A 23,686-nucleotide genomic window follows, 5' to 3' on the forward strand; every position below is an offset into this window, starting at 1 on the left:
ATTGAACTCCAGCCGGGGTAGGACGCCAATCTTAAGCCCCGGCTTTCATTTAACAGACAGGAGACGTTCTTGTTGCCTCCGGTTTCATTGTTCTTATACTTTCATTGTTCATTCCTATGGTTGAATAACGATCCTGTTACCATTTTCAATTCTATACCTGATTCTCGTTTTTGCTAATCCCTTTAATACCTGCGACAGGGTAAGGTTTCTGCCTATTTCTCCGGTAAATGCCCGTTCCGGGATATTGCCTTCATATTTTACTTCTACATTGTACCAGCGTGCCAGTTGCCGCATGACAGTGGGAATGTCTGCATCATTGAAATAGAAGAAGCCATCTTTCCAGGCGGTGATCTGTAGCAGGTCTACATGATCCACTACCTGTATAGACTGGCCTGTAGCGGTTACCCTGGCCTGTTGCCCGGGTTTAAGTGTTTGTTGCTGCTGGCCGGTGATGATTTTTACAGCTCCTTCCAGTAACGTGGTATTGGTGCTGGCTTCGTCTTTATACGCATTAATATTCACATGTGTGCCGAGTACGGCTATCGTGGTATTATTGGCTTTTATGAAGAAGGGCATTTTTTCATTTTGCGCTACTTCAAAATATGCTTCACCGGTGATGGTTACTTTTCTATCCTGCCCGGTAAAGGCGGTAGGGTAGTAGATAGAAGAGCCGGCATTCAGCCATACCGTGGTGCCGTCTGGTAAAATAAGTTTGTATTGCCCGCCCAGTGGGGTGCTCATAGTATTGTACAACACTTTATCGGTTGTACCTGCCGGCTGATAGGCCAACTGGCCATTGCTTAGCTTGGTGATACGGGTATTGCCCTGTTGCGCCAGTACGCCATTGCCGGCACTGTCCAGTGGTATCTGGGTGCCATCTGAAAGGGTGAGCATGGCCCTGTTGCCGCCGGGCGCCACATCTTTGGTCCGCGTGGAAGTGGCCATTGTTGGCGCAGATGTGCTGCCTGTGGTACGGTAATAATAAATACCGGCAGCCATCAACAGTACACTGGCAGCGGCCCACCAGTAGCGTTGGAGCAAATGAATACGTTGCTTAACAGGCGCCAGTGGTAATGATTTATCTGCATTCAGTATTTGCGTTACAACCGATTGCCAATAGGCATGATCATAATCTGCTGCTGTGGAAGTGGTATCTGAACCGATGCCATGAAAGGCATCCAGTTGCTGCGCAACATCGCCTGCCTCATCATTGCTGATGAATTGTAACAGTTCTTTGTATTCAGCTTGTGTGGCTTGCTGGCGCTGAACCTGTTCTAACAAGTATCTGAGTCTTTCGTTCGTGGACAACAAGTGAAATTTAGAGTCTTAATGATTTAGTTGACGTCGCAAAGGGTAACTTGGCTGATGAATAAAGCCCCCTTTTTATATACGTACGCTAACTAATCAATTAGTACCTATCGCTTCAAAAAAAAATTAATAAAAGAATAAAATGTCCCATCCAAGGAGGACGAGCGGTATAATAATCCCCTTGGAAATCAAAAATTCCCGGATGGCTTTGAGGGAACGAACAAGTGAATTCTTAACAGTTTGCTCTGATAATTGTAGTTCCGCTGCTATGGCAGCGATTTTTAGCCCTTTTTCCCTGCTGAGCAGGTAAATTTTCTGTGCCTGAGGCGGTAATTGCTCAATAGCTTGTTTTACCAATAATGCGGTTTCCGAAAAAGCAATATTTTCTTCTGTCAGGTTAGAGTGGTCGTCGCTTTCCTGTGCAATACGCTGACTGGCTTTATTCCGGACTCCCTGTTTTTGCAACCAGCTGTAACAACGGTGATATACCATTTTAAAGATCCAGTTGTGCGGCGCTATTACGGTGGTCAGCTTTTCCCGGCTTAGCCATATGCCCAGGAATATTTCCTGTATAATATCTTTTTCTGGCCCTTCTACCTGTATAACACGGGTAATGACCGGTTTGATTTTAGGAACATAGAGATGGAACAATGTTTCAAATGCCAGTTCATCCCCCTGGGCAATTTGGTGGAAAAGTGTGATTTCATTTATTGCGTCATTATTCATCCCGTTAAATCCTGGTCGCTTAAATATTGTCCTATCCCTTCTAATCTATTAAAAATGGTCGAATGAGGTGCTATGATATATAATTGATACAAGTGCCCCTGCAAGTTACAAAACCCTGCTTGATAAAAAAATTAAGCCCACCGCTGGCAGGCGGTGGACTTAATTTTAAGGAAGTGTTTTATTACCGCCTGAACCAGTTGAAGTCTGCCTCACCGCCGGTGCCGCGGGTATTGAAGTTAAACAGGGCGAAGCGGTTGGCGGTCCAATCCAGTCCCAGCCCCATTTTGAGCTGATTTCCGATGGGTGTAAATTTTTTTCCATTGGTGCTGTAGGCGAAAGTGGCCACAAAGCCGGGTTCTTTCACGTACACCCGGAACCATATTTTGGTGCCTTTAAAAGGTATAGCGGCGATGGTGCTGTCGCTGTTAGACATCACGATTTGTTTTCGCCCATTGGTTTGCTGAATAGCTACATATGCGTAGGGGAGCTGGAAGATGCCTAAACCGGCGATATCGCCGTTTTTCATGTTGGATACCTCCATTTCGACGGTTCCTTCGGAATATGGGCCTTCTACGCGTTGTGTGAGGGTGTTCACGGCCTGCTTCAACGTGGCCGCCTGCCCGGCCTTCAGGCGAAGGTAGCCGGGACGTGCTGTCAACGACCACTTGCTGTTATCCGGGTTATGGTTCCACTGCCATTGTAAGGCCAGGCGGGGAGCATTGAATTCATCGGTGCTGGCAGGTACGGTAACTGGGTAGCCTGTTATCGGTTTGGGGAAGGTATCCACGCCTTTGCCATCTTTACCCAGCATAGGCCAGCCATCTACCCAGGTAACGGGTTCCAGGTTAGGTACCCGTCCAATAGGGCCACGGTCCTGCATAATAATAAACCACCACGAACCGTCTTTTAACTGTACCATCCCTCCCTGGTGCAATCCATTGCCGGGATAGGTGTGGTCGTCCTTTATCACAACTTTCGATTCATAGGGCCCGTAGATGCTGTCGGCCCGTAAACAAACCTGCCGGCCACGGGTACCACCGGTAGAGCCGAGGATATAATATTTATGATTGATTTTATATAGATGGGAACCCTCGAGATAAGGGTAGTCCCGGTTATCGTAAATTTTTCGTTGCGGTACCTTAACAGACTTAGCATCGCTGTTTAATTCGGTGATGTAAAGTGTTTGCTGGCCGTGGGCCACATACACTTTACCATTGTCATCAAAGAACAGCCCCGGGTCATATAAATATTCCGGGAAAATAGTCCGGGTCCATGGCCCCTGGATGTTTTTGGCGGTGCACATAGAAAAGTGTCCTTCTTTTCCATCCATGCGTGGAGTGCAGAAGCCGGCGTAAAAGGTGCTGTCGTGGTAGCGGATCGTAGCTGCCCAGGATCCGCTGAGGTACATATCTCCCCCCTTTAAATCATAACGTGGGTCTTCCTCGTACCGGTCCACTGCATAGCCAGCCATTTCCCAGTTCACCAGGTCCCGGGAAACGGCAATAGGGCAGCCCGGTACATAGTGCATGCTGGTAGAAATAAAATAAAATTGATCGCCCACCCGGATAACGTCTGGATCGGGCCAGTCGCCCCACATCAGCGGATTCCTGAAATGCCCATTGCCTAAATCGGGTGTCCAGCTTTTATTGGCCTGAGAAAATGTGGCGGAGAAGTAACACAGGAGTATACCTAATAATAAATTTCTTTTCATTGGTCACTATATTTTTTTAGCGTTCTTTTTCGTGGAAGGGGGCGAATCTACTAATATTTTAATAAGAATTATAATAGTCTTTTATATTAGGTCATCTTCCTGAGAAAATACACTATAGTTACTGGCTGCCATATATAGTTAGGAATGCTGCTTATTCAGAAGCCCGTATGGACAGCGCATGATGGAATATATTCAGCGGATCCCATTCGCGTTTTACCTGTTGTAATCTCGGGTAGTTATCGTTGTAGTAGAGCGTAGACCACGGTACGCCGGACTTATTCCATGTCGGATCTGCGAGGTCGGTATCCGGGTGATTAATCATACTGCCGCCTGCTTGTTCATTAGGTACGGGAACACCGCCGGTAGCGGCAAACAGGTCCTGGTAAAAATGCCGTACCCATTCCACGCTGGGCGCTTCCCCGCTGGGATCGCCCCAGCCGGTATTGCAGGCAATATCGAGTATACAATCACGTTGCGCCGAAGCGGTAGCATCCGGGGCAATGGTATTTACTTTTCCGCCATAGGTAGCCATGCCTAATCCGCCACCAATAGGTTTATCCATGGTCAGGTATTTATACGCGGTGCTGATTTGGAGATTTGTCAATGGCTTACGCAGGAAAGCATCTTTCACTTTTGCCGTGGCATTATCGAAACCTGGTTGAAACAGTTCCGGGAAGGGATTGAGGGCAAAACGTAGCCACGGTGTTTGCTCTATTTGCCGGGTATACGGCAGGCCGAGTGGGTCTGCTACCGCGGCGAGATGCGCCGCTATTTGCTGTATAGCGTTTTCTCCGGCAGTAGTGAGCCCTTTTATTTCCAGCTTACCGATGTTGCGATGATTCAAAAAAAGGAGGCTGAACAACTGTACGAAGGGGCTGTCTGGCCGGCTGTGCTGCAGGCTCCAGGCGCCGAAATTATTCGCCAGTTGTGTGAACAGGGTTTCGTTGATATCTTTCCATTCCCAGCCAATCCGGAAAGTGGTAATGGTGGCCGGTGCTTTGGGCATGGTAGTATATGGATCACTGCCGTCAACGCCTGGCGCCCTGAACCAATAACGGGTTACAATGCCGAAGTTACCACCTCCGCACCCGGTATGCGCCCACCAGAGCTCCCGATAAGGGTCGTTGTCTTCACGGGTGGCTATCACAGCATGTGCCTTGCCGGCAGCATCTACTGCTACCAGTTCTATGGCATAGAGATAATCTGCCGCCAGCCCATATTCGCGACAGAGAAAACCAAATGCACCACCTAATACATGACCACCCACACCGATATTGGGATGCTCGCCACTGGGCAATACTGCGCCCCAACCGAGGAATAGCTTCCGGTTGGTTTCACCGAGTGTAGCGCCCGCTTCCACTACAAACGCGGCTTTGGTGGCGTCATAGTCCACATTTCTCATCAATGACATATCAATTACCACCTGTACAGCAGGATCTGCCACAAATCCTTCCAGGCAATATCCGCCGCTGCGCACCACCACTCTTTTTTGATGGGTTACTGCTTCCTGCACGGCTGCTACTACTTCTGCGGTAGTGGACGGAAGATAAATATAGTCGGGTTTGCCCATGAAGCGTTTGTTGAATCGCTTTTCTGCGAGATCGGCATAACGTATATCGGTGGGAGTTATCTTTTCCATATACTAAATTTAAAAAATCGTCCTTTTAAAAAACGCAGCAGGCAGAAAACTATTTTAGCTATTCCTTATGATCCGCTCCCGGTGCGTCTTTCCCCATTTAATCATTTCCAGTATAATATCACCGAAAGAATAGCAATAGTCAGTAGCGGAATATTCCACTACTACCGGCGAGTCCGGAATTACCGTTCTCTTTATCAGCTGATTGGCTTCCATCTCTTTTAAATCTTTCGATAACATCCTGGTCGTAATACCAGGAATACTCCGTTCTATTTCTCTGAAGCGTTTGTTGCCATTACAAATAGAATTAATGATGGGTAGTTTCCATTTACCACCTATTACGTAGATAGCGTCCTGCAGGGCTTGTACCTCTTCTTTCTGATTACGCGGAAAGCTCAGTACTTCTTTAGCGCGTTGGGCTCTTTTTTTAGTAGTCATACTGGTATACTTCGTTATACTGGTTACAAAGTTATACCATTAGGCTTATATCTTTGCCAAAGAAAAAAATGATCTTAAGATGAACACATTAAAAGGAAAAATAGCGCTGGTGACCGGTGGTAACAGCGGTATTGGTTATGCCACCGCAAAAGAGTTAAAGGCACAGGGAGCGGAAGTGATTATCACCGGACGTCGTCCTGAAGCGGTAAACACCGCCGCCAGAGAGCTGGGGGTTACCGGTCTTGTTGCCGACCAGGGAAATTTGTCCGCCATTGAACAGTTGGCGGCCACCGTAAAAACGCAATTTGGTCGGGTAGACCTGTTGTTTATCAATGCCGGCATCCTGGGGAATACTTCTATCGAACACGCTACAGAGGCGCTATTCGACGATATTATAGGGGTAAACTTTAAAGGCGCTTACTTTACACTGAGCAGATTTATTCCTTTGCTGAGTGATGGTGCCTCGGTAGTGTTGCTGTCGTCTAATACGGCCAGTATGAATGTGGCTAACAGCTCCATATATTCTTCCAGTAAGGCGGCGCTGAACGCGATCATGAAAATTGCGGCGGTAGAACTGGCACCGCGCCGTATCAGGGTAAATGCGGTAAGTCCCGGGCCCATTGCCACGGAAATCCTCCATAAGCAAGGATATAACGAGGAGCAGCTGGGAGAACTCAAAAACTGGATCATAGATCGGGTGCCGCTACGAACCATGGGAAAAGCGGAAGACATTGCCAAAATGGTAGCACATTTATCAGGAGATGCCGCTTCTTTTATTACCGGATCGGAGTTGCTGATGGATGGGGGAATGCGGTTGTAGCATTACCCCCTGAATCGTTTCGTGAAATCAACATAGCTCAACACCGACACACCGCAGAACAGCACGAGGCTATAGATTTCATTTTTAGCCAGGAATCCCTGCTGCGGATATTTGTAGAACACGGTGAGTAGTCCGTCGATATAAGGGAAGTAAACCGCTTTCTCCATATGACGATACAACATAATGGCAACGCAGATACCGAATAAACCAATACCGATATTGATGAACATGTTTTTTATCCGGAAGCTCAGCCAGAAATGAATCGCCAGTATGCCCAGGAAGGCAATCAGGGTTCTGAAAATAGTGTAACTGATACCCGCAAAGTCGGGTGTGTATTGGAAGAAACCCATTTGAGGATAGGCCAATCCCAGTATGCCGGCAGCAATAAAGCAACATATCCCGAAGAAGAGATAGAGGAGAACCAGTAAGAGCAGTGTCATCAGGAGCTTATGAAAGTAAATGGTGCGCTTATGTACCGGTAGCGTTAGCAGGTACTTCCAGGCATGGTACCGGTGTTCGATATGCATGTACATGCAGGTTACCATCACAATAATAAGCGGACCAATAAATATGGTGAATCCCTTGATGACTTCTCTCCAGAAAACCGGCCATGGATCACCGTGTGTGGCTATGATGTCTTTGGCGTGGTCTATGAAATCGAGGGTGGTCAGCAATGGAACAAGAAAGGCCGAGCAGGCAATGAGCCATAAGATGAAATTGTTTTTTATTTTCAATACCTCTGTATAAAATTGCATAGTGATGATATTAATGGTGCTTGTCGATGAACTGAATAAAGGTGTGTTCCAGGTCCATTACGGATACATATAATTGATAGATGCCGATACCTGCCGCTACCAATAGCGCCGCAATGGCGGCTACCTGCTCATTATTTTCATAAGGCACTTCGAGCAGTTGCTGTTCCGCCATAGTTACCGGGTATTGTTGTTGACGAAGGAGAAAATCCGCTTTGGCGTTATTGTTTGTTTTTATCCGGATGACGTTGGCATTGCTGTTAATTTGTTTCAGTTCCGCCATACTACCCTGAAAGATTAATGATCCTTTATGAAGGATACCAATATGTGTCACCAGCTTTTCTATTTCTGCGAGCAAATGGCTGGAGAGAAATATGGTGATGCCTGATTCTTTGTTGAGCCGCAGTAACAGTTCCCGCGTTTCAATGATGCCTGCCGGATCTAACCCGTTTACCGGTTCATCCAGGATGAGTAGGTCGGGGTTTGATAATAACGCCAGTGCTACACCCAGTCGTTGTTTCATGCCCATGGAATAAGTTTTTACTTTGCGGTGAGCAGCGGTGGTCAGCCGTACTTGTTCCAATACTTCCGTGATCCGTTTTTTATCAATGCGCCGGATGATCCGCGTAATTTCCAGGTTATCCCAGCCGGAAAGATGTTCATAGAGCGCCGGTTGTTCTATGAGTGAGCCAATCCTGGCCAGTGTTGCTATGCGGTTGTGGGCAAGCGGATGCCCAAAGAGGGTGATGCTGCCGGCGGTGGGAGGCAACAAGCCCAGTAACAGACGGATGGTGGTGGTCTTTCCTGCACCATTTGGCCCCAGGAAGCCGTAGATCGCTCCTTTTTCTACAGCTATATGTAAGCCTTTTAGTGTTGGCTCTTTTTTGTGAAAGCCAAAACCAAGATTGGATGTGTTGATGATCCGGTTGGGTGTTTGTTCCATAACAGTAATAACTTCAGGTGATGCTACAAATCTATGTTTCACAGCAGCCACCGGAAAACAGGCAGGTCAGATAGCGCGTGGTGTAGGATGAATCGCGGTAAAGGAGGGGTGGAAGCATCCCCGGTAACCCGCTGGATGCACGAAATACAGGCGGGAGGCGGGTTGCGGCGAAAGTGCCGGCACACCTGGTGTTGATTCGTCCGCTTGAAGGATAGATTCAACACCGTTTGCAATACGTTTGTCCTGATGGGTTGTTACTTTAGCTAAATTTTGGGATATTAGTTTAGTGAAGACAATAGCCACCCGTTTCCCTAAGGTATTTGAGAAAGAATCCGGACTGCATATTTTTTTTGTAGGCGGATTGTTGTTGGTATTTGTGATCATTTTGTTTTCCAGTCGTTACGCCGTTTCGCTGCTGCCCAGGGCAGTATTTAGTTTCAGCTTGTTGCTGGCCTGCGCGTATACCGGCAGATGGATTGGTAAAAGATGGTTACTAAAAGATCACTGGATCGTTATGGCACTGTTGTTTGCGGTGTTTACCGTTTTTTATGCCATGCTGGGTATTATAGGATATGCTTACCTGCTGAACGTTACCATTGATAGTGACAATGCGCGGGTATTTTTTGTGGGTATTCCCGGATTTGTATTTTTATTCTTATTTGGAGGTGGCTTTGTCGCCATCAGCAGATCCGCCAGAAGAGCGCAAATACATGCCAGCCGGGTAGGAGCGCAGCAGCAGGAAAGCGAGTTGGCACTATTGCGTTCACAGATTAGCCCTCATTTTCTTTTTAATACCCTGAATAATTTATACGGGCTTTCCCTCACCCACCAGGAGAAAATACCCGATTTATTGTTACAGCTATCTGATCTGTTGCGCTATTCGGTGTATGACACCGGGCAGCAGTGGGTGCTATTGGAAGACGAGCTGGCTTATATTCGTAATTATATAGCGCTGGAGAAAATACGGATCAACGACCGGCTGGAGCTCCACGTACAAATGGATAGTGGCCATGGCCGGGTAAAGATTGCACAACTACTGCTGATCATGTTTGTAGAGAATGCCTTTAAACATTCCCGGAATACCCTGGAACCCAGGATCCGGATAGACATCGACCTGTGTGTAGTAGAAGAAGATATTATTTGTAAGATAGGCAACAGCTGTAAAACGTTGACTGCAGCCACCAACAACTCGGGCGTAGGAATAGATAATGCCGTAAAAAGACTGGATTTGTTGTATCCGGGCGCATATTCGCTGACCCGCCGGCAGGAAAATAATTACTATTACGTGGAGCTCCGGCTTAAAGCAAAATAAATGAATAAGATCAGCTGCCTTATTGTAGACGATGAGCCTATTGCAAGAACGATTCTTGTAAACTATTGTAATACCGTTCCATCGCTGGAGATAGCAGGCCTGTGCGGAAATAGTTTTGATGCCAGGGCAGAACTGATGCAGAAAGATATTCAACTGCTTTTTTTAGATATCAATATGCCGGTGTTGGATGGCATCGCATTTTTAAAAACCCTGAAAAATCCGCCACAGATCATTTTTACTACCGCCTACAAAGAGCATGCTGCTACCGCATTTGATTTATCCGCCTGTGATTACCTGGTAAAACCTTTTTCCCTGGAGCGATTTATTATTTCGGTAGACAGGGCCCTGGAACGCATAGATTATACGAACCGGCCTGTTGTATCGAAAGATAATACGGCGGACGATGGCTTCCTGTCTTTCAAAACAGAAGGCAAAATATTCCGGATGAAATATGACGAACTGCTATATGCAGAGGCCAGTGGCAACCATACCCGGTTAATTACCAGGAATGGACTTGTCGTACTGCCGATGTCGTTCACCGCCGTAGAACATATGCTGGCAGGCAAGCATTTTATCCGGGTACACCGGTCTTTTATCGTTAATAAATCGAAGATTTCATTGATCCAGGGGCAGCTCCTGTTTCTGGACAAGCTGGAAATTCCAATCGGTAAAAGCTACCGGAATGATTTGTTGCAAATGTTGGGATTGTAGCGGTACCCATCTTAAAAAAAGCAAAAAATTTCCCCGATCCCTAAACAATCCGTAATTTATAAACGGATCACCTTCAAACCGGAGTCTTTATGCATAAGCAAACGCAACATACGGATGTTTTACTGATAGGAGCGGGCATCATGAGCGCTACATTGGCAACGATGCTCAAACATTTGTCGCCCAACAGTTCCATCGCTGTTTATGAACGCCTGGACAGGGTAGCCGGGGAAAGCTCTGATGCCTGGAACAACGCCGGTACGGGCCATTCTGCGCTATGTGAACTCAACTATACGCCTGAAAGAGAAGATGGCAGTATTGATACCAGTAAGGCTATTCATATTATTGAACAGTTTGAGGTATCCAAACAGTTTTGGTCTTATCTCATTGAGCAGGGGCAACTGGAAAATCCCGCCAGCTTTATCCGGAGTACGCCGCATATGAGCTTTGTACATGGCGACAATGACGTAGCTTATTTGCGCAAAAGATTTGATGCCTTGCAACAGTATCAGCTATACCGGGGCATGGAATATTCAGAAGATCCGGAGGTAATACAAGACTGGATTCCCCTGGTAATGGAAGGGCGGGAACGTACAGAAAAAACAGCTGCCACCCATATGGAACTGGGTACAGATGTAAACTACGGCGCCCTTACCCGCGCACTGATGGAACAGTTGCAACAACAGCATAATTTTAAATTACACCTCGAATATGAAGTAGAAACACTGGAACAGCAGGAAGACGGTAAATGGGAGGTGAAAGTAAAGAACCTGCTTACCCGGGAAACGTCTCACGTAACCGCAGATTTTGTATTCATTGGCGCCGGCGGCGGATCTTTACAGTTATTACAGAAGTCGGGCATCCCGGAAGGACGCCTCTACGGCGGGTTCCCGGTAGGTGGAGAATGGCTGGTATGTAAGAAGGAAGCCATCGTGAACAGGCATCATGCCAAGGTATACGGACAAGCCTCTGTGGGTGCGCCACCTATGAGTGTGCCTCACCTGGATACACGGATTATTGATGGTGAAAAGGCCATTTTATTCGGACCATTCGCTACTTTCTCCACGAAGTTTTTGAAAGAAGGCTCCTTCCTTGATCTATTTGAATCTATTAAATACTGGAATATTCTTCCACTCATGCGGGTAGGACTCGAAAATTTTGGATTAGAAAAATACCTGGTAGAGCAATTAAGTTTATCCTTTGAAGACAGGATCGCCGCTTTGCAGATATTTTATCCAAATGCAGATGGCAACGATTGGGAATTACAGGAGGCTGGCCAGCGGGTGCAGGTGATCTACAACGATCCTGATAATGGAGGTACGCTGCGTTTTGGTACCGAAGTAGTAGCTGGTGAAGATGGTAGCATTTCTGCGCTGCTGGGGGCTTCTCCGGGGGCATCTACCGCTGTATCTATTATGCTGGACCTGCTGAAAAGTTGTTTCCCCGATAAAGTAAAAGGGGAGTGGAAAGAGAAACTACAAACCATGATTCCTTCCTATGGTACACCGCTGGAAGGAAACCCGGAACTAAGCTATCGTATCAGGACCTGGACCAGCAAAACGTTGCAGCTGGATTGGAAGCAACCCGCGATTGCAAATCAATAGCCTTATTTTAACCCGTGTTCCAGGCTATTTTCTAATGCGGCTACCAGCAATAAATATTTCATGTTGTTGTACTCGTTAGTATGGCAGGTGATGTTTCTTTATATACCTATCTAAGGCTTTGCCGTCATAAGTATATAAATGTGTCCATTTTTTTCGAATCCGGAAAATTAATATGAAATAAGGGAGAAGAATCAGGAAGAATGGCAGAAGAAGATAAAACACTGATATGCTCCTGAGTAGAACAGCTATCACCAAACCTATCCCCAGCCAGGCACCAGCAACTATCCAGCTAAATTTTATAGCCCATGCTACCTGCATCCATAACAGAAAATTCATCGAAAAAAACAACCCCGCATTAAATAATATCACGCCAATGGGGAACATGTCGGCAAACCAGTCCCGGGAAGTAGCCTTTACGGCAGGTAGCGCAACCATCAATTTGATGATAATAAGCCCGCTTAATAGCATACTGCACCATATATAAACTTTTAGCGCCGGAGACAGTAAGTCCCGGCGCCGGATGTAAGGTATATCAAGGCGACCACGATCAAAGCCACTTAAATATTCGTCCATATGTAAATGCTAAAATAAATGCTGTATTAACTATAAATCCTATCAATCGCAGCTTTATATTTCTCCATCACCGTTTTGCGCTTCAGGCTTAGCTTAGGCGTCATTTCACCACCTGCAATACTCCATTCTTCGGAAAGCAATTCAAATTTTTTGATTTGCTCTACGTGGTTAAAGAATTGGTTATACTTATTCAGTACTTCCTGGTAAGCATCCAGTACTTTAGGGTTTTTGACCGCTTCCTCCGCGGTGGTGAATGGGATGTTTTGTTGGTTCATCCAGTATTTCAGGTAGGTGAAGGCGGGTACAATCAACGCGCCGGTGAACTTTTGTCCTGCGCCTACTACCATGATCTGTTCAATAAAAGGACTTTCTTTGAATTTATTTTCGATGGGCTGTGGCGCTACGTATTTACCGCCACTGGTTTTAAACAGTTCTTTTTTGCGGTCTGTTATTTTGATAAACTTATTATCTATCCATTCGCCTACGTCACCCGTATGTAACCAGCCATCTATCACGGTTTCCGCGGTGAGGTCGGGGCGTTTGTAGTAGCCTTTCATCACGGTAGCTCCTTTTACACAAATTTCACCATCAGGTTCCAGCTTTACTTCCAGCCCATTGATGGGAGGGCCTACGGTGCCAAATTTTGTGCCGCCGGGTGTTCTCCTGTTTACGCAAATTACCGGGCTGTTTTCTGTTGGACCATATCCTTCGTATACGGGGATACGTGCCGCATTAAAGATGCGGAGTAATTTTTCCTGGCAGGCGGCGCCACCGGTGACGATAAAGCTGATCCGGCCGCCCAGGGCTTCCCGCCATTTACTGAATATTAATTTATTGGCGATGGACAATTGCAGGTTATACCAGGCGCCTCCATCGATGTTGTTATCATATTTTGATGCCAGTGCCACGGCCCAGAAAAACAGGCGGCGTTTGATGCCGGTCAGGTTGTTGCCGGTAGTCATGATTTTTTCAAATACTTTTTCCAGCAGTCGGGGTACGGTGGTAAAGCCATCAGGGCTTATTTCCTTCAGGTTGGCGCTCAGGGTATCTATGCTTTCTGCATAGTATATACTGATACCACTGTAGAGATAAATATAGGTAACAAGTTTTTCGAAGATGTGATTCAGCGGTAAAAAGCTTAACACTTTGCAGGGCTGCGGTGCATCATCAAAAGGAAAACTTTCTTTCGACAACATCACGTTGGTCACAATATTTTTATGCGTGAGCATCACCCCTTTGGGAGTACCTGTGGTACCGGAGGTATAGATGATGGTCGCCAGGTGGTCGGGTTCTATACTATCTTTCACGGTTTCCACGCGGGCCAGTAATTCAGGGGTAGCCAGGGCTGGAATATCAGACCAATGTGCCGTGTCGGGGATATGATCGAAGGTGTACACATGTTGTAAAGAAGGTACGCCGTCTTTAATACTATTGACTTTATCCAGCAGTTCTTTGCTGCTCACAAACATGTATTTAACGGCTGCATCCTGCAGGATGAATTGTAATTCGGCAGGATTGGTAGTGGGGTAGATGGGGACAAGTACCGCACCGGTTTGTTGTACTGCGAGATCAGTAAATACCCATTCAGGGCGGTTGTTACTGATAATAGCGATTTTGTCGGCGCCTTCCGGTGTGAAGTCGTTTCCTCCCACCCCCAGTTGCAGCAGGCCGGCGCTGAAACGGTTTACAATGTCACTCACACTTGCCGTATCGTAGGTTTTCCATTGTCCATCTACTTTGGCTGCCAGTGTATCCGGCTTAGGGAATTGTGATAATTGCCAGGCAATTGCATCAAAAAGTCTTTGCTTCTTCGGAAGATTGTTCATAACGGCATTTTAATGATGGTTCATTCTTTTCCACTCCTTCTAAATATACTAAATATATGATATAGTAGTATAGCAGCAGTACGATGGAAGGGGTTATTTTGTCTGCCGGCGGGGTGAACAGGCAATTTATTGTGTCATACATGCACATTTCAATCAAACGATTGAGCGATGTTTTACCGTTTTTGTTTGAAATTATCGCCTACTTTTATTGCAAGGAAACGATGTAAACCTATTTTTCCGGAGAAACGGAACCATGACGAAAAACCTGACAGACGGACCTTTGCCGGAAGAATAGCAGCCGGACGGCTTTATTCACCCTAACATATATTTTATGAAAACACTTAACAGACAACTGTTATTGGCTACCGTACTGGCGGGCAGTATAACGGGATGTACCTCAAAACAAAACCTACGGCCAGCCGGCCAGCCGGATGCGGCACTCCTGGAAAAAAACAAAGCGGTAGCAGCTGTAGTAGACTACCGCCAGGAAATGAGAAATTTCGTGATCGGTATCAGTCAATACGCCAAATCAAAAAATCCCCAATTTGCTATTATCCCGCAAAACGGGCATGACCTGGTGACCACCGATGGTGAAAGCAACGGACCATTGTCTACCGCCTACGTACAGGCCATAGACGCAGTGGGTAGGGAAGACCTGTTGTTTGGTTATACGGACGACAATGTACCTACTCCTGCGGCAGATAAAAACCTGATGATCGCATTTCTGAACCGGATCAAAGCTACCAAAAAAGTATTGGTGACCGACTACTGTAGTGGTAAAGTAAACATGGACAAGTCATACACCACCAATAACGGGAACGGCTATGTTTCTTTTGCGGCCGACCACCGCGGACTGGATAATATTCCAGCCTACCCGGCCACCCCCTATGGTGTAAACAATACCGATATTACCAATATCATGCAGGTTAAGAATTTCCTGTACATCATTGATCCGGGAGCGTATGCCGACAAGAGTAAATTTCTCGCTGCCGTAGGCGCTACGAATTATGATCTGATTATCATGGATCTTTATTATGACAAAACCCCCTTCACCGCCGCAGAAATTGACCGCCTGAAGCAAAAAGCCAATGGGGGTAAACGTTTGGTGGTAAGCTACCTGTCAATTGGGGAAGTAGAGAACTATCGCTACTACTGGCAAACTGGCTGGAAAATTGGCAATCCGCCATTCATCGTTGCCAAAGATCCGGATTGGCCGGGTAATTTTTATGCCCAATACTGGAACAAAACCTGGCAGGACATTATCTATGGCAACAGCACCTCCTATGTGCAGAAAATTCTCGACAGTCATTTCGACGGCGCCTACCTGGACCTGATTGATGCATTTGAGTTCTTCGAAAACAGGTAACACCTTATTATAAAAGAAGCCCTGTTGCTGCCGAACAGCAACAGGGCTTCTTTTATTCCATCACGCACGAAACCGTTACCCTGCTTGATAATTACACCGGCGAGCGCACATAGGGTCATTGGAAAGTTGAAATTCATTACGTATGTTTGGCGTTAATACGATATCGTAATTCCTATAGTAGCATTACCTATGAGCTTAAATTGTCCGCAATGTACCGCCCCTTTTGAGGAAGGCGCTAAATTTTGTAAATTCTGTGGGGCTGGTATCAGTACCGAAAACGGGAACAGTAATAGCACCAGGCAGCAAGACTACAATCTGCATCTTGATGAGATTTCGAATACCGTTTATGGAAAAGCGTCCCTGGGTGACAGATTCGTTGCCCACCTGTTGGATAGTTTATTTATAGGCCTGCTGGCAGTTCCTGCTATTTTTATGGCGATCCTCATTAATATCGGATCGAGCTATAGTTTCGGAAATGACATCGGCCCCGGCGTATTAATGGTTATCCTGGTATTTGTTCCACTCATTTATGCATTGATCAAAGACGGATTGGGCGAAGGACAAAGCTGGGGTAAACGAATCATGAAGTTAAAGGTGGTGAATATAGAGAAACACACGCCCTGTACAAAAGGAGAATCTGCTATACGCAACCTTGTTTCCGGGCTAATAGGTGCTGTTCCTTACATAGGTTGGCTGATAGAGCCTGTTGTACTGATAACTGCCCAGGATGGTAGAAAAATAGGAGACAGGGCTGCACGTACACAGGTAGTGGATGCCAACAGATTTTAATAACCATTCGTTACCTGATATCCGGATTGGGCGGGTAATTAATTGCCACTTATCTACTAAGCCAGTATTGGCTTGATAACTATAATAATAACAATACGTGTGTTCATTGGAAAGTTAAAATTCATTACGTATGTTTGAATTTTATACTTTGTGCTTTGAAATAATTATCTATACCGTACCTATGAGTTCCTTTTGTATAAGATTAGGTGCTATTCCCTAAGTTATTATTCCCTATACCAAATATTACCTATGAGCTTAAACTGTCCAAAATGCACCTCCCCGTTTGAGGAAGGGTCTAAATTCTGCGAAACCTGTGGTTGCAATTTAGAGCTGGAATATATTGAAAAGCCAGTGTGCCCGGAATGCAGAACCACCTACTCCGCGAATATTAAATACTGCGTCAATGATGGAACGAAACTGGTAAGTCCAAAGGAGTTAATTCCCCAGTGTGAAACCTGCCATACAGCTTATTCGGAGGATATTAAATTTTGTCCGAGAGATGGGGGCGCAGTGAAAGTAAAGTATATACGGGCTTCTTCCGGAGGAGCAACTACTTCAGATGCGCATGCAGCCACCGGTGGTACTCAGCAGAACTATAACCTGCACCTGGATGATCTTACCAGCACTGTTTATCCAAAGGCGTCTTTGGGTAACCGCTTTGTTGCTCATCTGTTAGATAGCTTCCTGGTGTTGTTGCTGGCTATTCCTGCTATTTTTATGGGATACCTGTCTGTTCGCAAAATGTACGACTATGATTTGCAAAGTGCAATGGGTGCTTTTGCTGTAACGGGTATACTGCTGCTGGCTCCTTTTATATATGCACTGATTAAAGATGGAATGGGCGAAGGACAAAGCTGGGGTAAACGGACCATGAATTTAATGGTAGTGAATATAGATAAGCGTACGCCCTGCACAAAAGGGGAATCTGCTATACGAAACATTGTTTCCCTGTTAATAGGTAGTATTCCTTACGTGGGTTGGTTGATAGAGCCTATTGTGTTGATGGTAACACCCGATGGCAGAAAGGTGGGAGATATGGCAGCCCGTACGCAGGTAATTGAAACCAGTGAATTTTAATAACGCCCATGACTTGTCCTAATTGTCATATCCAGAATAAAGATACCGCCCATTTTTGCAGAAGCTGCGGCACCAAATTGCAAATCCCTGAATCTGTACCTGTTGCAGCAGCTGCAGAAAGAGAGGTACAAACACCGCCGCTATTGCCGGAAACGGAAGCTCCGCCTGAAATGGAGCAGGAGTTTCCTGCTCCTCCCGTATCTTACCCGGACTACCCGGAAGAAATACCCGCAAAAAATGGAGACGGACTGTTTGGCTTACTGATATGGATACACGTAGTAATACTTTTCAGTTATTTGCTGCAGCACTACGTTATTCCTACCTATTACAAAGGAAGCGAGGCGGCGGCTAAATGGCAGGAGAATGCGGGCTACATCACGGAAGGGATCACTATATTATTCCTGGTAATCCTGATGGTGAAAGTGAAGAATAACAATTGGAAATTGGGGCTGTTTATGTTCCTGGTAATCCGTGTGGGTATTGGTTGCTTCGAATATACCACTACCCACAAAGCCGCGGGGGTAGTGGATGCGGCCCAAACGGAGGAATTAGTGGCGCCACCTGCTCCTAAGAAAGGTAAAAAAGCGAAGCCCGGGAATGTCACCGCATCATCTTCTTCGCGCGGCCCATACGCCATCGCCGACATTAAGGGGTATTTATATTATAATGCCAACAACACCATGGGAGATAAGCGGGTCATTGGTAAATTATCAGATAATATTATAGACAACAATAACCTGGATCTCCGCAATGTCATTATTGGTGGAGGGGATGCCGAAGGCGTTTCTAACCAAACCATGGTAGTGGTAGATATCACGGGGGATCAGGCAGCATATGTTGCCAGGAAAATCCGGCTTACGGTTACTACTTCCGATAAACAGGTATTTAAGCAAACACAGGATCTGGCTATAGTAAGTGACGATGGAAAATACAAAGCTGCATTCCTTTTATACGAAACAGGTGACGTGCCTATCACGCTGAAAGCGCAGATCATTAATACAGAAAACGGGAAGGAAATAGTAGAATCTTCTTTAACCAAAAACATCGAGTTCTACCTGGGAGAATAAAGTAAAACGCAATTGATGGCGGCGGATATTATATTCGCCGCCATCAATTGCTTCAATGGTTTTTTGCTGTTTATTAGTTATCTTCCGGATATGAAAAAGCCATTGCAACCCGTTGAGATCTTTAACAAACATGCAGCTATATACCAGGAACAATACAAGGATATAGCCCGCTATGAAGATACCTTTGAGCTGTTCTGCAACAGCATCCGCGAAGGAAATGCAGCCGTGCTGGAAGTGGCATGCGGACCAGGTAATGTCACGAAGTACCTGTTGGCCAAACGGCCGGAACTGCAAATACTGAGTACTGATCTGGCGCCCAATATGATCCATCTTGCACAAATCAGTAATCCCACAGCTACTTTCCAGGTAATGGATGCCCGGGATATCCGTCAACTCGATAATACCTACGACGCTATTATGTGTGGTTTCGGTTTTCCCTATTTTTCCAAAGAAGAAGCCCTCACTTTTATTGCCGATGCCGCCCATGTACTAAATTCCAATGGTGTATTATATATCAGTACCATGGAAGATGATTACAGCAAATCGGGGATTAAGCATTCCGTTACTACCGGCGATAGCACCTATATGTACTACCATGAAGCCGGTTATCTTACTGCCGCCTTGCAGGCACATCATTTCCACATCGTATTACTCACACGTAAAGTGTGGGTAGCCGTTGATGGTACAGAATATACTGACCTGATCATCATTGCCAGGAAATAAGCAATCTATTTTGATCAGGGCGTTAATACCGTCAGGTCTTTCAGGATATTTACATCCAGGGTGCGGTTGCTGCCGATATGAGCTGTTCCGGTGAATTGCCACATACTCCAGTCCTGCCAACCTACGGGGCATCTCAAATGGTTGGTATCCCTGATGGAATAAGCAGCGAGCCATAACCGGTATTGTCCTAATGCATGATCGATGGCCAGCTTCCGGTCGAGGTATTCTTTCCGGCTGTAGATCATAGGGGTGATACCGGTACTTTGTGTCACCTGGTGGATAAAGACTTCTATCCAGGCTTCGTAATCCTTTGCGTGCAGCGGTGTATCCCAGGTAATTTCATCTTCCAGGTCCAGCACCAATGGCAGGGTAGTGGGAGGCAGCGTTTGGAGAAGACTGATCGCAGCATTGGCTTCTGCGGTAGCATCTGCCTGTACCGTACCGCCGTTGCGGGTATCTGGCCGGCAAAAATGATAATAGCCAACTTTGAGGCCCAGCCTGGCTGCATTGGCGGCATGAATAGCGGCCATCCTGTCGGGGGAGCCTACACCTTCTGCAATTTTAATGTACGCGAAACTGATACCCGCCTGCGTGATAGCGTTCCAGTCGGGATGAGAATTGTAGTGCGACAAATCCGTACCCAGCAGGTAACTGTCTGGTAAGTGAACAGGCAGGTTCGCTATTGGAATAGTAGCGGGTGCTGGCAGCGGCATCAATCCGCCTCCCCAGTAAAAGTAGCCGTCCGTACTTTGATACCAATGCCCCAATGAAGGGTCTGTGATGTTGGGTACTTCTGTGCCTTCAAATTTAAATCCCTGTAATACGGTGCCTACGATACTGTCTTTGTCGGAAAGCTTGACTGGTACACGATTTCGCCGGTTAAGTTTTTTAACAGTTACAATGAGTTCCATAATTTTTAGCAGCAGCTGCTGTTTTGAGTGTTAACAAATAGAATATGGGGTGATAAAAGAACTGGTACTATTAGCTGATCCTGTCATACTTACATGCAAACGAAGCGATCTTATTTTGGGGGCTAGCTGCTGTACAGATAGCAATGAAAAAATAGTATAAAATTAGGAGAAAAAGAAATTAAAAAAGGGCTGGAAGTGATATGTGATAAATGTATTTGGCAGAAGATCTTTAAATATGCGCTAATTTAGCATCATTCGATAACATTTGCTGCTCGCTTGTGTATATTTGACTCCCACGTTTTATATATCGACCGGAAAAAAAATCAGAGATGGATTTTAATGAATTTAAGCAATCCTTGCAGCAGGAGCATCCACCGAAATCATTATCGGTATTCCTGGAATCGCTGTGGTATGATGGTAAGGGCAACTGGAAAAAAGCGCATGACCTGGTAGATGAGTTACCAGGCTCAGATGCCGCACGCGTACACGCTTATCTGCACCGGGTAGAGGGCGATGAATCAAATGCCGGCTACTGGTATCGCCGCGCAGGTACCCAACGGCCCGCCTATAGCCTGGAACAGGAATGGGAAGTATTAGTCAAACAATTGCTGAAATAAGGTTTAGCTGCCAGCCAGCGGCTAAACGCTCACTACGAATAACTATTTTATTTGTATATTCCACACGACAGGAGATCTATCATTATTGAATCGTTAGTTATTTTAGTTTTTTAGCGGAGTATGTGGAAATTTATCCTTTTACTATTTTTATCTGTTCATCTGATTACAAATGCTGGTTATGCTCAATCCTACGGATTACGCTTTTCTAGCCATGAAGTAGTACAGGAAAGACGAACCAGTTTACACCTCACTTCCGCCGATCCCCTTTGTTTTAAGAAAGATGCAGAAATTTCTTTCGACCTGAATTTCCTGCCTTACAAAGAAACTTATTTTGGATATGTGCTGCGCATCATTGCAGCTAATAACCAAAACATCGACCTGGTATATAATCAGAAAGAGCGCACCTTTAATTTTTTGATTGGAGAAAGTTTCTCCCGGGCATTTGCAGTAGACTCGCTGGCATTGTTTGGCGGGTGGACACATTTTTCCATCCGGTTTGATCTGACCAATAATGAAGCTGCCGTTGCGGTAAATGACAAATTTATCGCCAAGGGACCTGCCAAACTGGGGACGCCGCTATGTATGCGCGTCTTTTTCGGTACCAATACATTTGAAGGGTTTCAAACGGTAGATATACCGCCCATGAACCTACGAAATATTGTGGTGAAAGAAGGAGGGAGTATCAAGTACAACTGGCCGCTCTCAGAAAATACCGGCAATACCGCCACAGATGTAATAGACAGTAAAACAGCCACCATCAATAACGCCAACTGGATAGGACCTAAACATCGTAACTGGAACCTGGTGCAACACTGGGAAATTGCCGGAAACCCAAGTGTGGCGTTTGACAGAAATACAGAGGTATTATATATTGTGTCTGCCGACTCCCTGTATAGCATCTCCTTTAAAAATGACCAACAGCAAGGTATCCGGCTGTCACAACGCCTGGATAGCCTGATGCCGGGTAGCCAGTCGGTATTCAATCCGTATAATAAGAAACTGTATAATTTTTATATCGATCATAAAAAAATCGGCGCCTATGACTCGCTCAACCGTAAATGGGAGGTAAGCTATGCGCCTGATCTGCTCACGATTTACTGGCAGGCGAATAAATTTATTTCAGCGGCAGATGATGCGCTTTATATCATCGGCGGGTATGGACAGCTGCAGTATAAAAATACCGTTCAACGGTATCATTTTGGCACCGGCCAATGGGACTCCGTACCTACTACCGGTGAACGACTCAGTCCCCGTTACCTCGCTGCCACCGGGAGTACACCCAATGGAGATACTGCGTTTATCCTTGGAGGTTATGGCAGCAACAGCGGCAACCAGGTGGTAAATCCCCGCCACTATTACGACCTGATGGCCTTTTCCGTAAACGATCACGCGTTTCATAAAATTTATCAACTGCCGGAACCACCTTCACAGTTTTGTTTTGCCAACAGCCTGGTAATAGATCCGCTCACCCGGTCTTATTACGCACTCATTTTTCCGGATGATAAATTCAATACTTCCCTGCAACTGATTGAAGGCTCTTTGCAAACACCAACTTATGCACCACTGGGGGATGCCATTCCATACTCCTTTCATGACATCAAATCTTTTGCGGATCTCTACTATTGTAAAGACGGCAAAAAACTGGTAGCAGTTACCCTGTATACGTCCAAAGACAATATCACCACCGTAAAAGTATATACCCTGGAATTTCCGCCAGGCGTTATGCTCACAGAAACTGCCGGTCTGCACGGCTTTGCCGGCTGGTATTACCTGTTGCTGGTGCCATTGGGGATATTTGTGGTGATGATGTTGTTCAAACGCCGCAAGTCGGTCCTCCCGGCAACTCCGGTGAAAGATACCGCTGTGTCAACGCCAGTTGAAAGAAGTGAAGTAGCGCCACCACCGCCCGCTGCAGCGGTTGTCCCGGCACGGGTGGAAGTAACCGAACCTGCTGGTGAACCAGCAGCAGATAGACGAGGCCATATCTTTTTCTTCGGTCCTTTTGAAGTACAGGACAAAGAAGGGCAGGACGTCACCAAATTTTTTACGCCGCTACTGAAGGAATTATTCCTGTTGATCGCCATTCATACAATCCGTTCGGGGAAAGGCATTTCGTCCGATAAACTATATGCCACTTTATGGCGCGATAAATCCAGTAAAGAAGCGCAGAACAACCGCTCCGTGAATATGGTGAAGCTAAAAGCCATCCTGGATAAACTGGGTACCTGCGCCTTTGTGAAAGAAGCTGACCGCTGGAGTTTGCAATATGCTACTACCGATATCCGCATGGACCTGGCCGATTTTCAACACCTGTTGCAATCGCCCCGTCCTTTGTCGAAACAACCCGTACGGGAGCTGTTAAGCATTTTGCGCCGCGGCTCTTTCCTCCCTGATGCCAACTACACCTGGCTGGAAGATCTGCAATCTGAGATATCCAATCAAGCGCTCGATATTTTAATGGAAACCGCCGCACAGTTTACCTCCGATCCGGAGCTGCTGATCGAAATTGCCGATAGCATTTTCCTGTTTGATCCGGTAAATGAAGAAGCATTGCGATTAAAATGCAGCAGCCTGGTATCGCTGGGCCGGCACTCACTCGCCAAAACGGCCTTCAATAAATTCGCCAAAGAATATCAACACATGTACGGAGAGGAATTTACCGATCGGTTTACCGCGTACTCCGGAGGGTAAGAAAGAATTACGAATTACGAATTACGAATTACGGATTTGTGGGGAGATAGTAAACGCGAAGCATATTCGCTGTTATCTCCCCACAAAT

Annotated in this window: 21 protein-coding genes; 11 read left to right on the forward strand and 10 right to left on the reverse strand. The window is 46.1% G+C overall.

The window, feature by feature from the left end; genetic code table 11:
- Nucleotides 1–114: 114 nt before the first annotated feature.
- The 5 genes from AC5ZC7_RS10395 to AC5ZC7_RS10415 form a co-directional block, all read right to left on the reverse strand.
- The gene (locus tag AC5ZC7_RS10395) at nt 115–1,281 is read right to left on the reverse strand and encodes a FecR domain-containing protein (protein ID WP_496159371.1); all 1,167 of its coding nucleotides are present in this window, start codon (nt 1,279–1,281) and stop codon (nt 115–117) included.
- A 153-nt stretch (nt 1,282–1,434) separates the two neighbouring features.
- Nucleotides 1,435–2,034 carry a sigma-70 family RNA polymerase sigma factor gene (locus AC5ZC7_RS10400; protein WP_496159370.1) on the reverse strand — a complete coding sequence of 200 codons (600 nt, stop codon included), beginning with the start codon at nt 2,032–2,034 and terminating at the stop codon, nt 1,435–1,437.
- A gap of 181 nt (nt 2,035–2,215) precedes the next feature.
- A complete protein-coding gene (locus AC5ZC7_RS10405; RefSeq protein ID WP_496159369.1) occupies nt 2,216–3,745 on the reverse strand; it encodes a family 43 glycosylhydrolase in 1,530 nt (509 codons plus the stop codon).
- 151 nt (nt 3,746–3,896) lie between these two features.
- Complete coding sequence (locus AC5ZC7_RS10410; protein WP_496159368.1) at nt 3,897–5,384, reverse strand: FAD-binding protein; 1,488 nt, start codon at nt 5,382–5,384, stop codon at nt 3,897–3,899.
- Nucleotides 5,385–5,438: 54 nt separating this feature from the next.
- The gene (locus AC5ZC7_RS10415; protein WP_496159367.1) at nt 5,439–5,819 is read right to left on the reverse strand and encodes a winged helix-turn-helix transcriptional regulator; all 381 of its coding nucleotides are present in this window, start codon (nt 5,817–5,819) and stop codon (nt 5,439–5,441) included.
- A gap of 79 nt (nt 5,820–5,898) precedes the next feature.
- Between AC5ZC7_RS10415 and AC5ZC7_RS10420 the strand changes: the two genes are divergently transcribed.
- Complete coding sequence (locus tag AC5ZC7_RS10420; protein ID WP_496159366.1) at nt 5,899–6,639, forward strand: SDR family oxidoreductase; 741 nt, start codon at nt 5,899–5,901, stop codon at nt 6,637–6,639.
- 2 nt (nt 6,640–6,641) lie between these two features.
- On the opposite strand, the gene AC5ZC7_RS10425 is transcribed toward AC5ZC7_RS10420, so the two are convergent.
- Both AC5ZC7_RS10425 and AC5ZC7_RS10430 read right to left on the reverse strand, forming a co-directional pair.
- Nucleotides 6,642–7,394, reverse strand: coding sequence for an ABC transporter permease (locus AC5ZC7_RS10425; protein ID WP_496159365.1), 753 nt, complete (start codon nt 7,392–7,394; stop codon nt 6,642–6,644).
- 10 nt (nt 7,395–7,404) lie between these two features.
- A complete protein-coding gene (locus AC5ZC7_RS10430; protein WP_496159364.1) occupies nt 7,405–8,334 on the reverse strand; it encodes an ATP-binding cassette domain-containing protein in 930 nt (309 codons plus the stop codon).
- A gap of 286 nt (nt 8,335–8,620) precedes the next feature.
- On the opposite strand from AC5ZC7_RS10430, the gene AC5ZC7_RS10435 reads away from it, so the two are divergent.
- The 3 genes from AC5ZC7_RS10435 to mqo all read left to right on the forward strand — a co-directional run bounded on the left by AC5ZC7_RS10435 (nt 8,621) and on the right by mqo (nt 11,958).
- Nucleotides 8,621–9,646, forward strand: coding sequence for a histidine kinase (locus AC5ZC7_RS10435; protein WP_496159363.1), 1,026 nt, complete (start codon nt 8,621–8,623; stop codon nt 9,644–9,646).
- Entirely contained in the window at nt 9,647–10,357 is a 711-nt protein-coding gene (locus tag AC5ZC7_RS10440) for a response regulator (RefSeq protein WP_496159362.1), read from the forward strand.
- Nucleotides 10,358–10,446: 89 nt separating this feature from the next.
- Nucleotides 10,447–11,958, forward strand: a complete 1,512-nt coding sequence (gene mqo / locus AC5ZC7_RS10445) for a malate dehydrogenase (quinone) (RefSeq protein ID WP_496159361.1) — start codon at nt 10,447–10,449, stop codon at nt 11,956–11,958.
- A 75-nt stretch (nt 11,959–12,033) separates the two neighbouring features.
- Here mqo and AC5ZC7_RS10450 read toward each other — a convergent pair whose 3' ends face one another.
- Both AC5ZC7_RS10450 and AC5ZC7_RS10455 read right to left on the reverse strand, forming a co-directional pair.
- Nucleotides 12,034–12,531 carry a hypothetical protein gene (locus tag AC5ZC7_RS10450; protein ID WP_496159360.1) on the reverse strand — a complete coding sequence of 166 codons (498 nt, stop codon included), beginning with the start codon at nt 12,529–12,531 and terminating at the stop codon, nt 12,034–12,036.
- A gap of 26 nt (nt 12,532–12,557) precedes the next feature.
- Nucleotides 12,558–14,357: an AMP-binding protein gene (locus AC5ZC7_RS10455; RefSeq protein WP_496159359.1), complete on the reverse strand. Its 1,800-nt coding sequence runs from the start codon at nt 14,355–14,357 to the stop codon at nt 12,558–12,560.
- 331 nt (nt 14,358–14,688) lie between these two features.
- Between AC5ZC7_RS10455 and AC5ZC7_RS10460 the strand changes: the two genes are divergently transcribed.
- The 5 genes from AC5ZC7_RS10460 to AC5ZC7_RS10480 all read left to right on the forward strand — a co-directional run bounded on the left by AC5ZC7_RS10460 (nt 14,689) and on the right by AC5ZC7_RS10480 (nt 19,379).
- Entirely contained in the window at nt 14,689–15,723 is a 1,035-nt protein-coding gene (locus tag AC5ZC7_RS10460) for an endo alpha-1,4 polygalactosaminidase (protein ID WP_496159358.1), read from the forward strand.
- A gap of 189 nt (nt 15,724–15,912) precedes the next feature.
- Entirely contained in the window at nt 15,913–16,512 is a 600-nt protein-coding gene (locus AC5ZC7_RS10465; RefSeq protein WP_496159357.1) for an RDD family protein, read from the forward strand.
- A 249-nt stretch (nt 16,513–16,761) separates the two neighbouring features.
- Entirely contained in the window at nt 16,762–17,589 is an 828-nt protein-coding gene (locus AC5ZC7_RS10470) for an RDD family protein (RefSeq protein ID WP_496159356.1), read from the forward strand.
- Nucleotides 17,590–17,597: 8 nt separating this feature from the next.
- The gene (locus AC5ZC7_RS10475; RefSeq protein ID WP_496159355.1) at nt 17,598–18,656 is read left to right on the forward strand and encodes a zinc-ribbon domain-containing protein; all 1,059 of its coding nucleotides are present in this window, start codon (nt 17,598–17,600) and stop codon (nt 18,654–18,656) included.
- 90 nt (nt 18,657–18,746) lie between these two features.
- The gene (locus tag AC5ZC7_RS10480; RefSeq protein ID WP_496159354.1) at nt 18,747–19,379 is read left to right on the forward strand and encodes a methyltransferase domain-containing protein; all 633 of its coding nucleotides are present in this window, start codon (nt 18,747–18,749) and stop codon (nt 19,377–19,379) included.
- Nucleotides 19,380–19,393: 14 nt separating this feature from the next.
- Here AC5ZC7_RS10480 and AC5ZC7_RS10485 read toward each other — a convergent pair whose 3' ends face one another.
- A complete protein-coding gene (locus tag AC5ZC7_RS10485) occupies nt 19,394–20,290 on the reverse strand; it encodes a GH25 family lysozyme (protein ID WP_496159353.1) in 897 nt (298 codons plus the stop codon).
- Nucleotides 20,291–20,619: 329 nt separating this feature from the next.
- Between AC5ZC7_RS10485 and AC5ZC7_RS10490 the strand changes: the two genes are divergently transcribed.
- Both AC5ZC7_RS10490 and AC5ZC7_RS10495 read left to right on the forward strand, forming a co-directional pair.
- Nucleotides 20,620–20,907, forward strand: coding sequence for a hypothetical protein (locus AC5ZC7_RS10490; RefSeq protein ID WP_496159352.1), 288 nt, complete (start codon nt 20,620–20,622; stop codon nt 20,905–20,907).
- Nucleotides 20,908–21,027: 120 nt separating this feature from the next.
- Nucleotides 21,028–23,598 carry a bacterial transcriptional activator domain-containing protein gene (locus AC5ZC7_RS10495; RefSeq protein WP_496159351.1) on the forward strand — a complete coding sequence of 857 codons (2,571 nt, stop codon included), beginning with the start codon at nt 21,028–21,030 and terminating at the stop codon, nt 23,596–23,598.
- Nucleotides 23,599–23,686: the final 88 nt, after the last annotated feature.

The sequence above is a fragment of the Chitinophaga sp. 9-1-y genome (assembly GCF_059511905.2).

Coding starts and splice junctions, on each gene's coding strand:
- AC5ZC7_RS10400 (WP_496159370.1), bottom strand. CDS start 2,034: ATGAATAATGACGCAATAAATGAAATCACACTTTTCCACCAAATTGCC.
- AC5ZC7_RS10405 (WP_496159369.1), bottom strand. CDS start 3,745: ATGAAAAGAAATTTATTATTAGGTATACTCCTGTGTTACTTCTCCGCC.
- AC5ZC7_RS10410 (WP_496159368.1), bottom strand. CDS start 5,384: ATGGAAAAGATAACTCCCACCGATATACGTTATGCCGATCTCGCAGAA.
- AC5ZC7_RS10415 (WP_496159367.1), bottom strand. CDS start 5,819: ATGACTACTAAAAAAAGAGCCCAACGCGCTAAAGAAGTACTGAGCTTT.
- AC5ZC7_RS10420 (WP_496159366.1), top strand. CDS start 5,899: ATGAACACATTAAAAGGAAAAATAGCGCTGGTGACCGGTGGTAACAGC.
- AC5ZC7_RS10425 (WP_496159365.1), bottom strand. CDS start 7,394: ATGCAATTTTATACAGAGGTATTGAAAATAAAAAACAATTTCATCTTA.
- AC5ZC7_RS10430 (WP_496159364.1), bottom strand. CDS start 8,334: ATGGAACAAACACCCAACCGGATCATCAACACATCCAATCTTGGTTTT.
- AC5ZC7_RS10440 (WP_496159362.1), top strand. CDS start 9,647: ATGAATAAGATCAGCTGCCTTATTGTAGACGATGAGCCTATTGCAAGA.
- mqo (WP_496159361.1), top strand. CDS start 10,447: ATGCATAAGCAAACGCAACATACGGATGTTTTACTGATAGGAGCGGGC.
- AC5ZC7_RS10450 (WP_496159360.1), bottom strand. CDS start 12,531: ATGGACGAATATTTAAGTGGCTTTGATCGTGGTCGCCTTGATATACCT.
- AC5ZC7_RS10455 (WP_496159359.1), bottom strand. CDS start 14,357: ATGAACAATCTTCCGAAGAAGCAAAGACTTTTTGATGCAATTGCCTGG.
- AC5ZC7_RS10460 (WP_496159358.1), top strand. CDS start 14,689: ATGAAAACACTTAACAGACAACTGTTATTGGCTACCGTACTGGCGGGC.
- AC5ZC7_RS10465 (WP_496159357.1), top strand. CDS start 15,913: ATGAGCTTAAATTGTCCGCAATGTACCGCCCCTTTTGAGGAAGGCGCT.
- AC5ZC7_RS10470 (WP_496159356.1), top strand. CDS start 16,762: ATGAGCTTAAACTGTCCAAAATGCACCTCCCCGTTTGAGGAAGGGTCT.
- AC5ZC7_RS10475 (WP_496159355.1), top strand. CDS start 17,598: ATGACTTGTCCTAATTGTCATATCCAGAATAAAGATACCGCCCATTTT.
- AC5ZC7_RS10480 (WP_496159354.1), top strand. CDS start 18,747: ATGAAAAAGCCATTGCAACCCGTTGAGATCTTTAACAAACATGCAGCT.
- AC5ZC7_RS10485 (WP_496159353.1), bottom strand. CDS start 20,290: ATGGAACTCATTGTAACTGTTAAAAAACTTAACCGGCGAAATCGTGTA.
- AC5ZC7_RS10490 (WP_496159352.1), top strand. CDS start 20,620: ATGGATTTTAATGAATTTAAGCAATCCTTGCAGCAGGAGCATCCACCG.
- AC5ZC7_RS10495 (WP_496159351.1), top strand. CDS start 21,028: ATGTGGAAATTTATCCTTTTACTATTTTTATCTGTTCATCTGATTACA.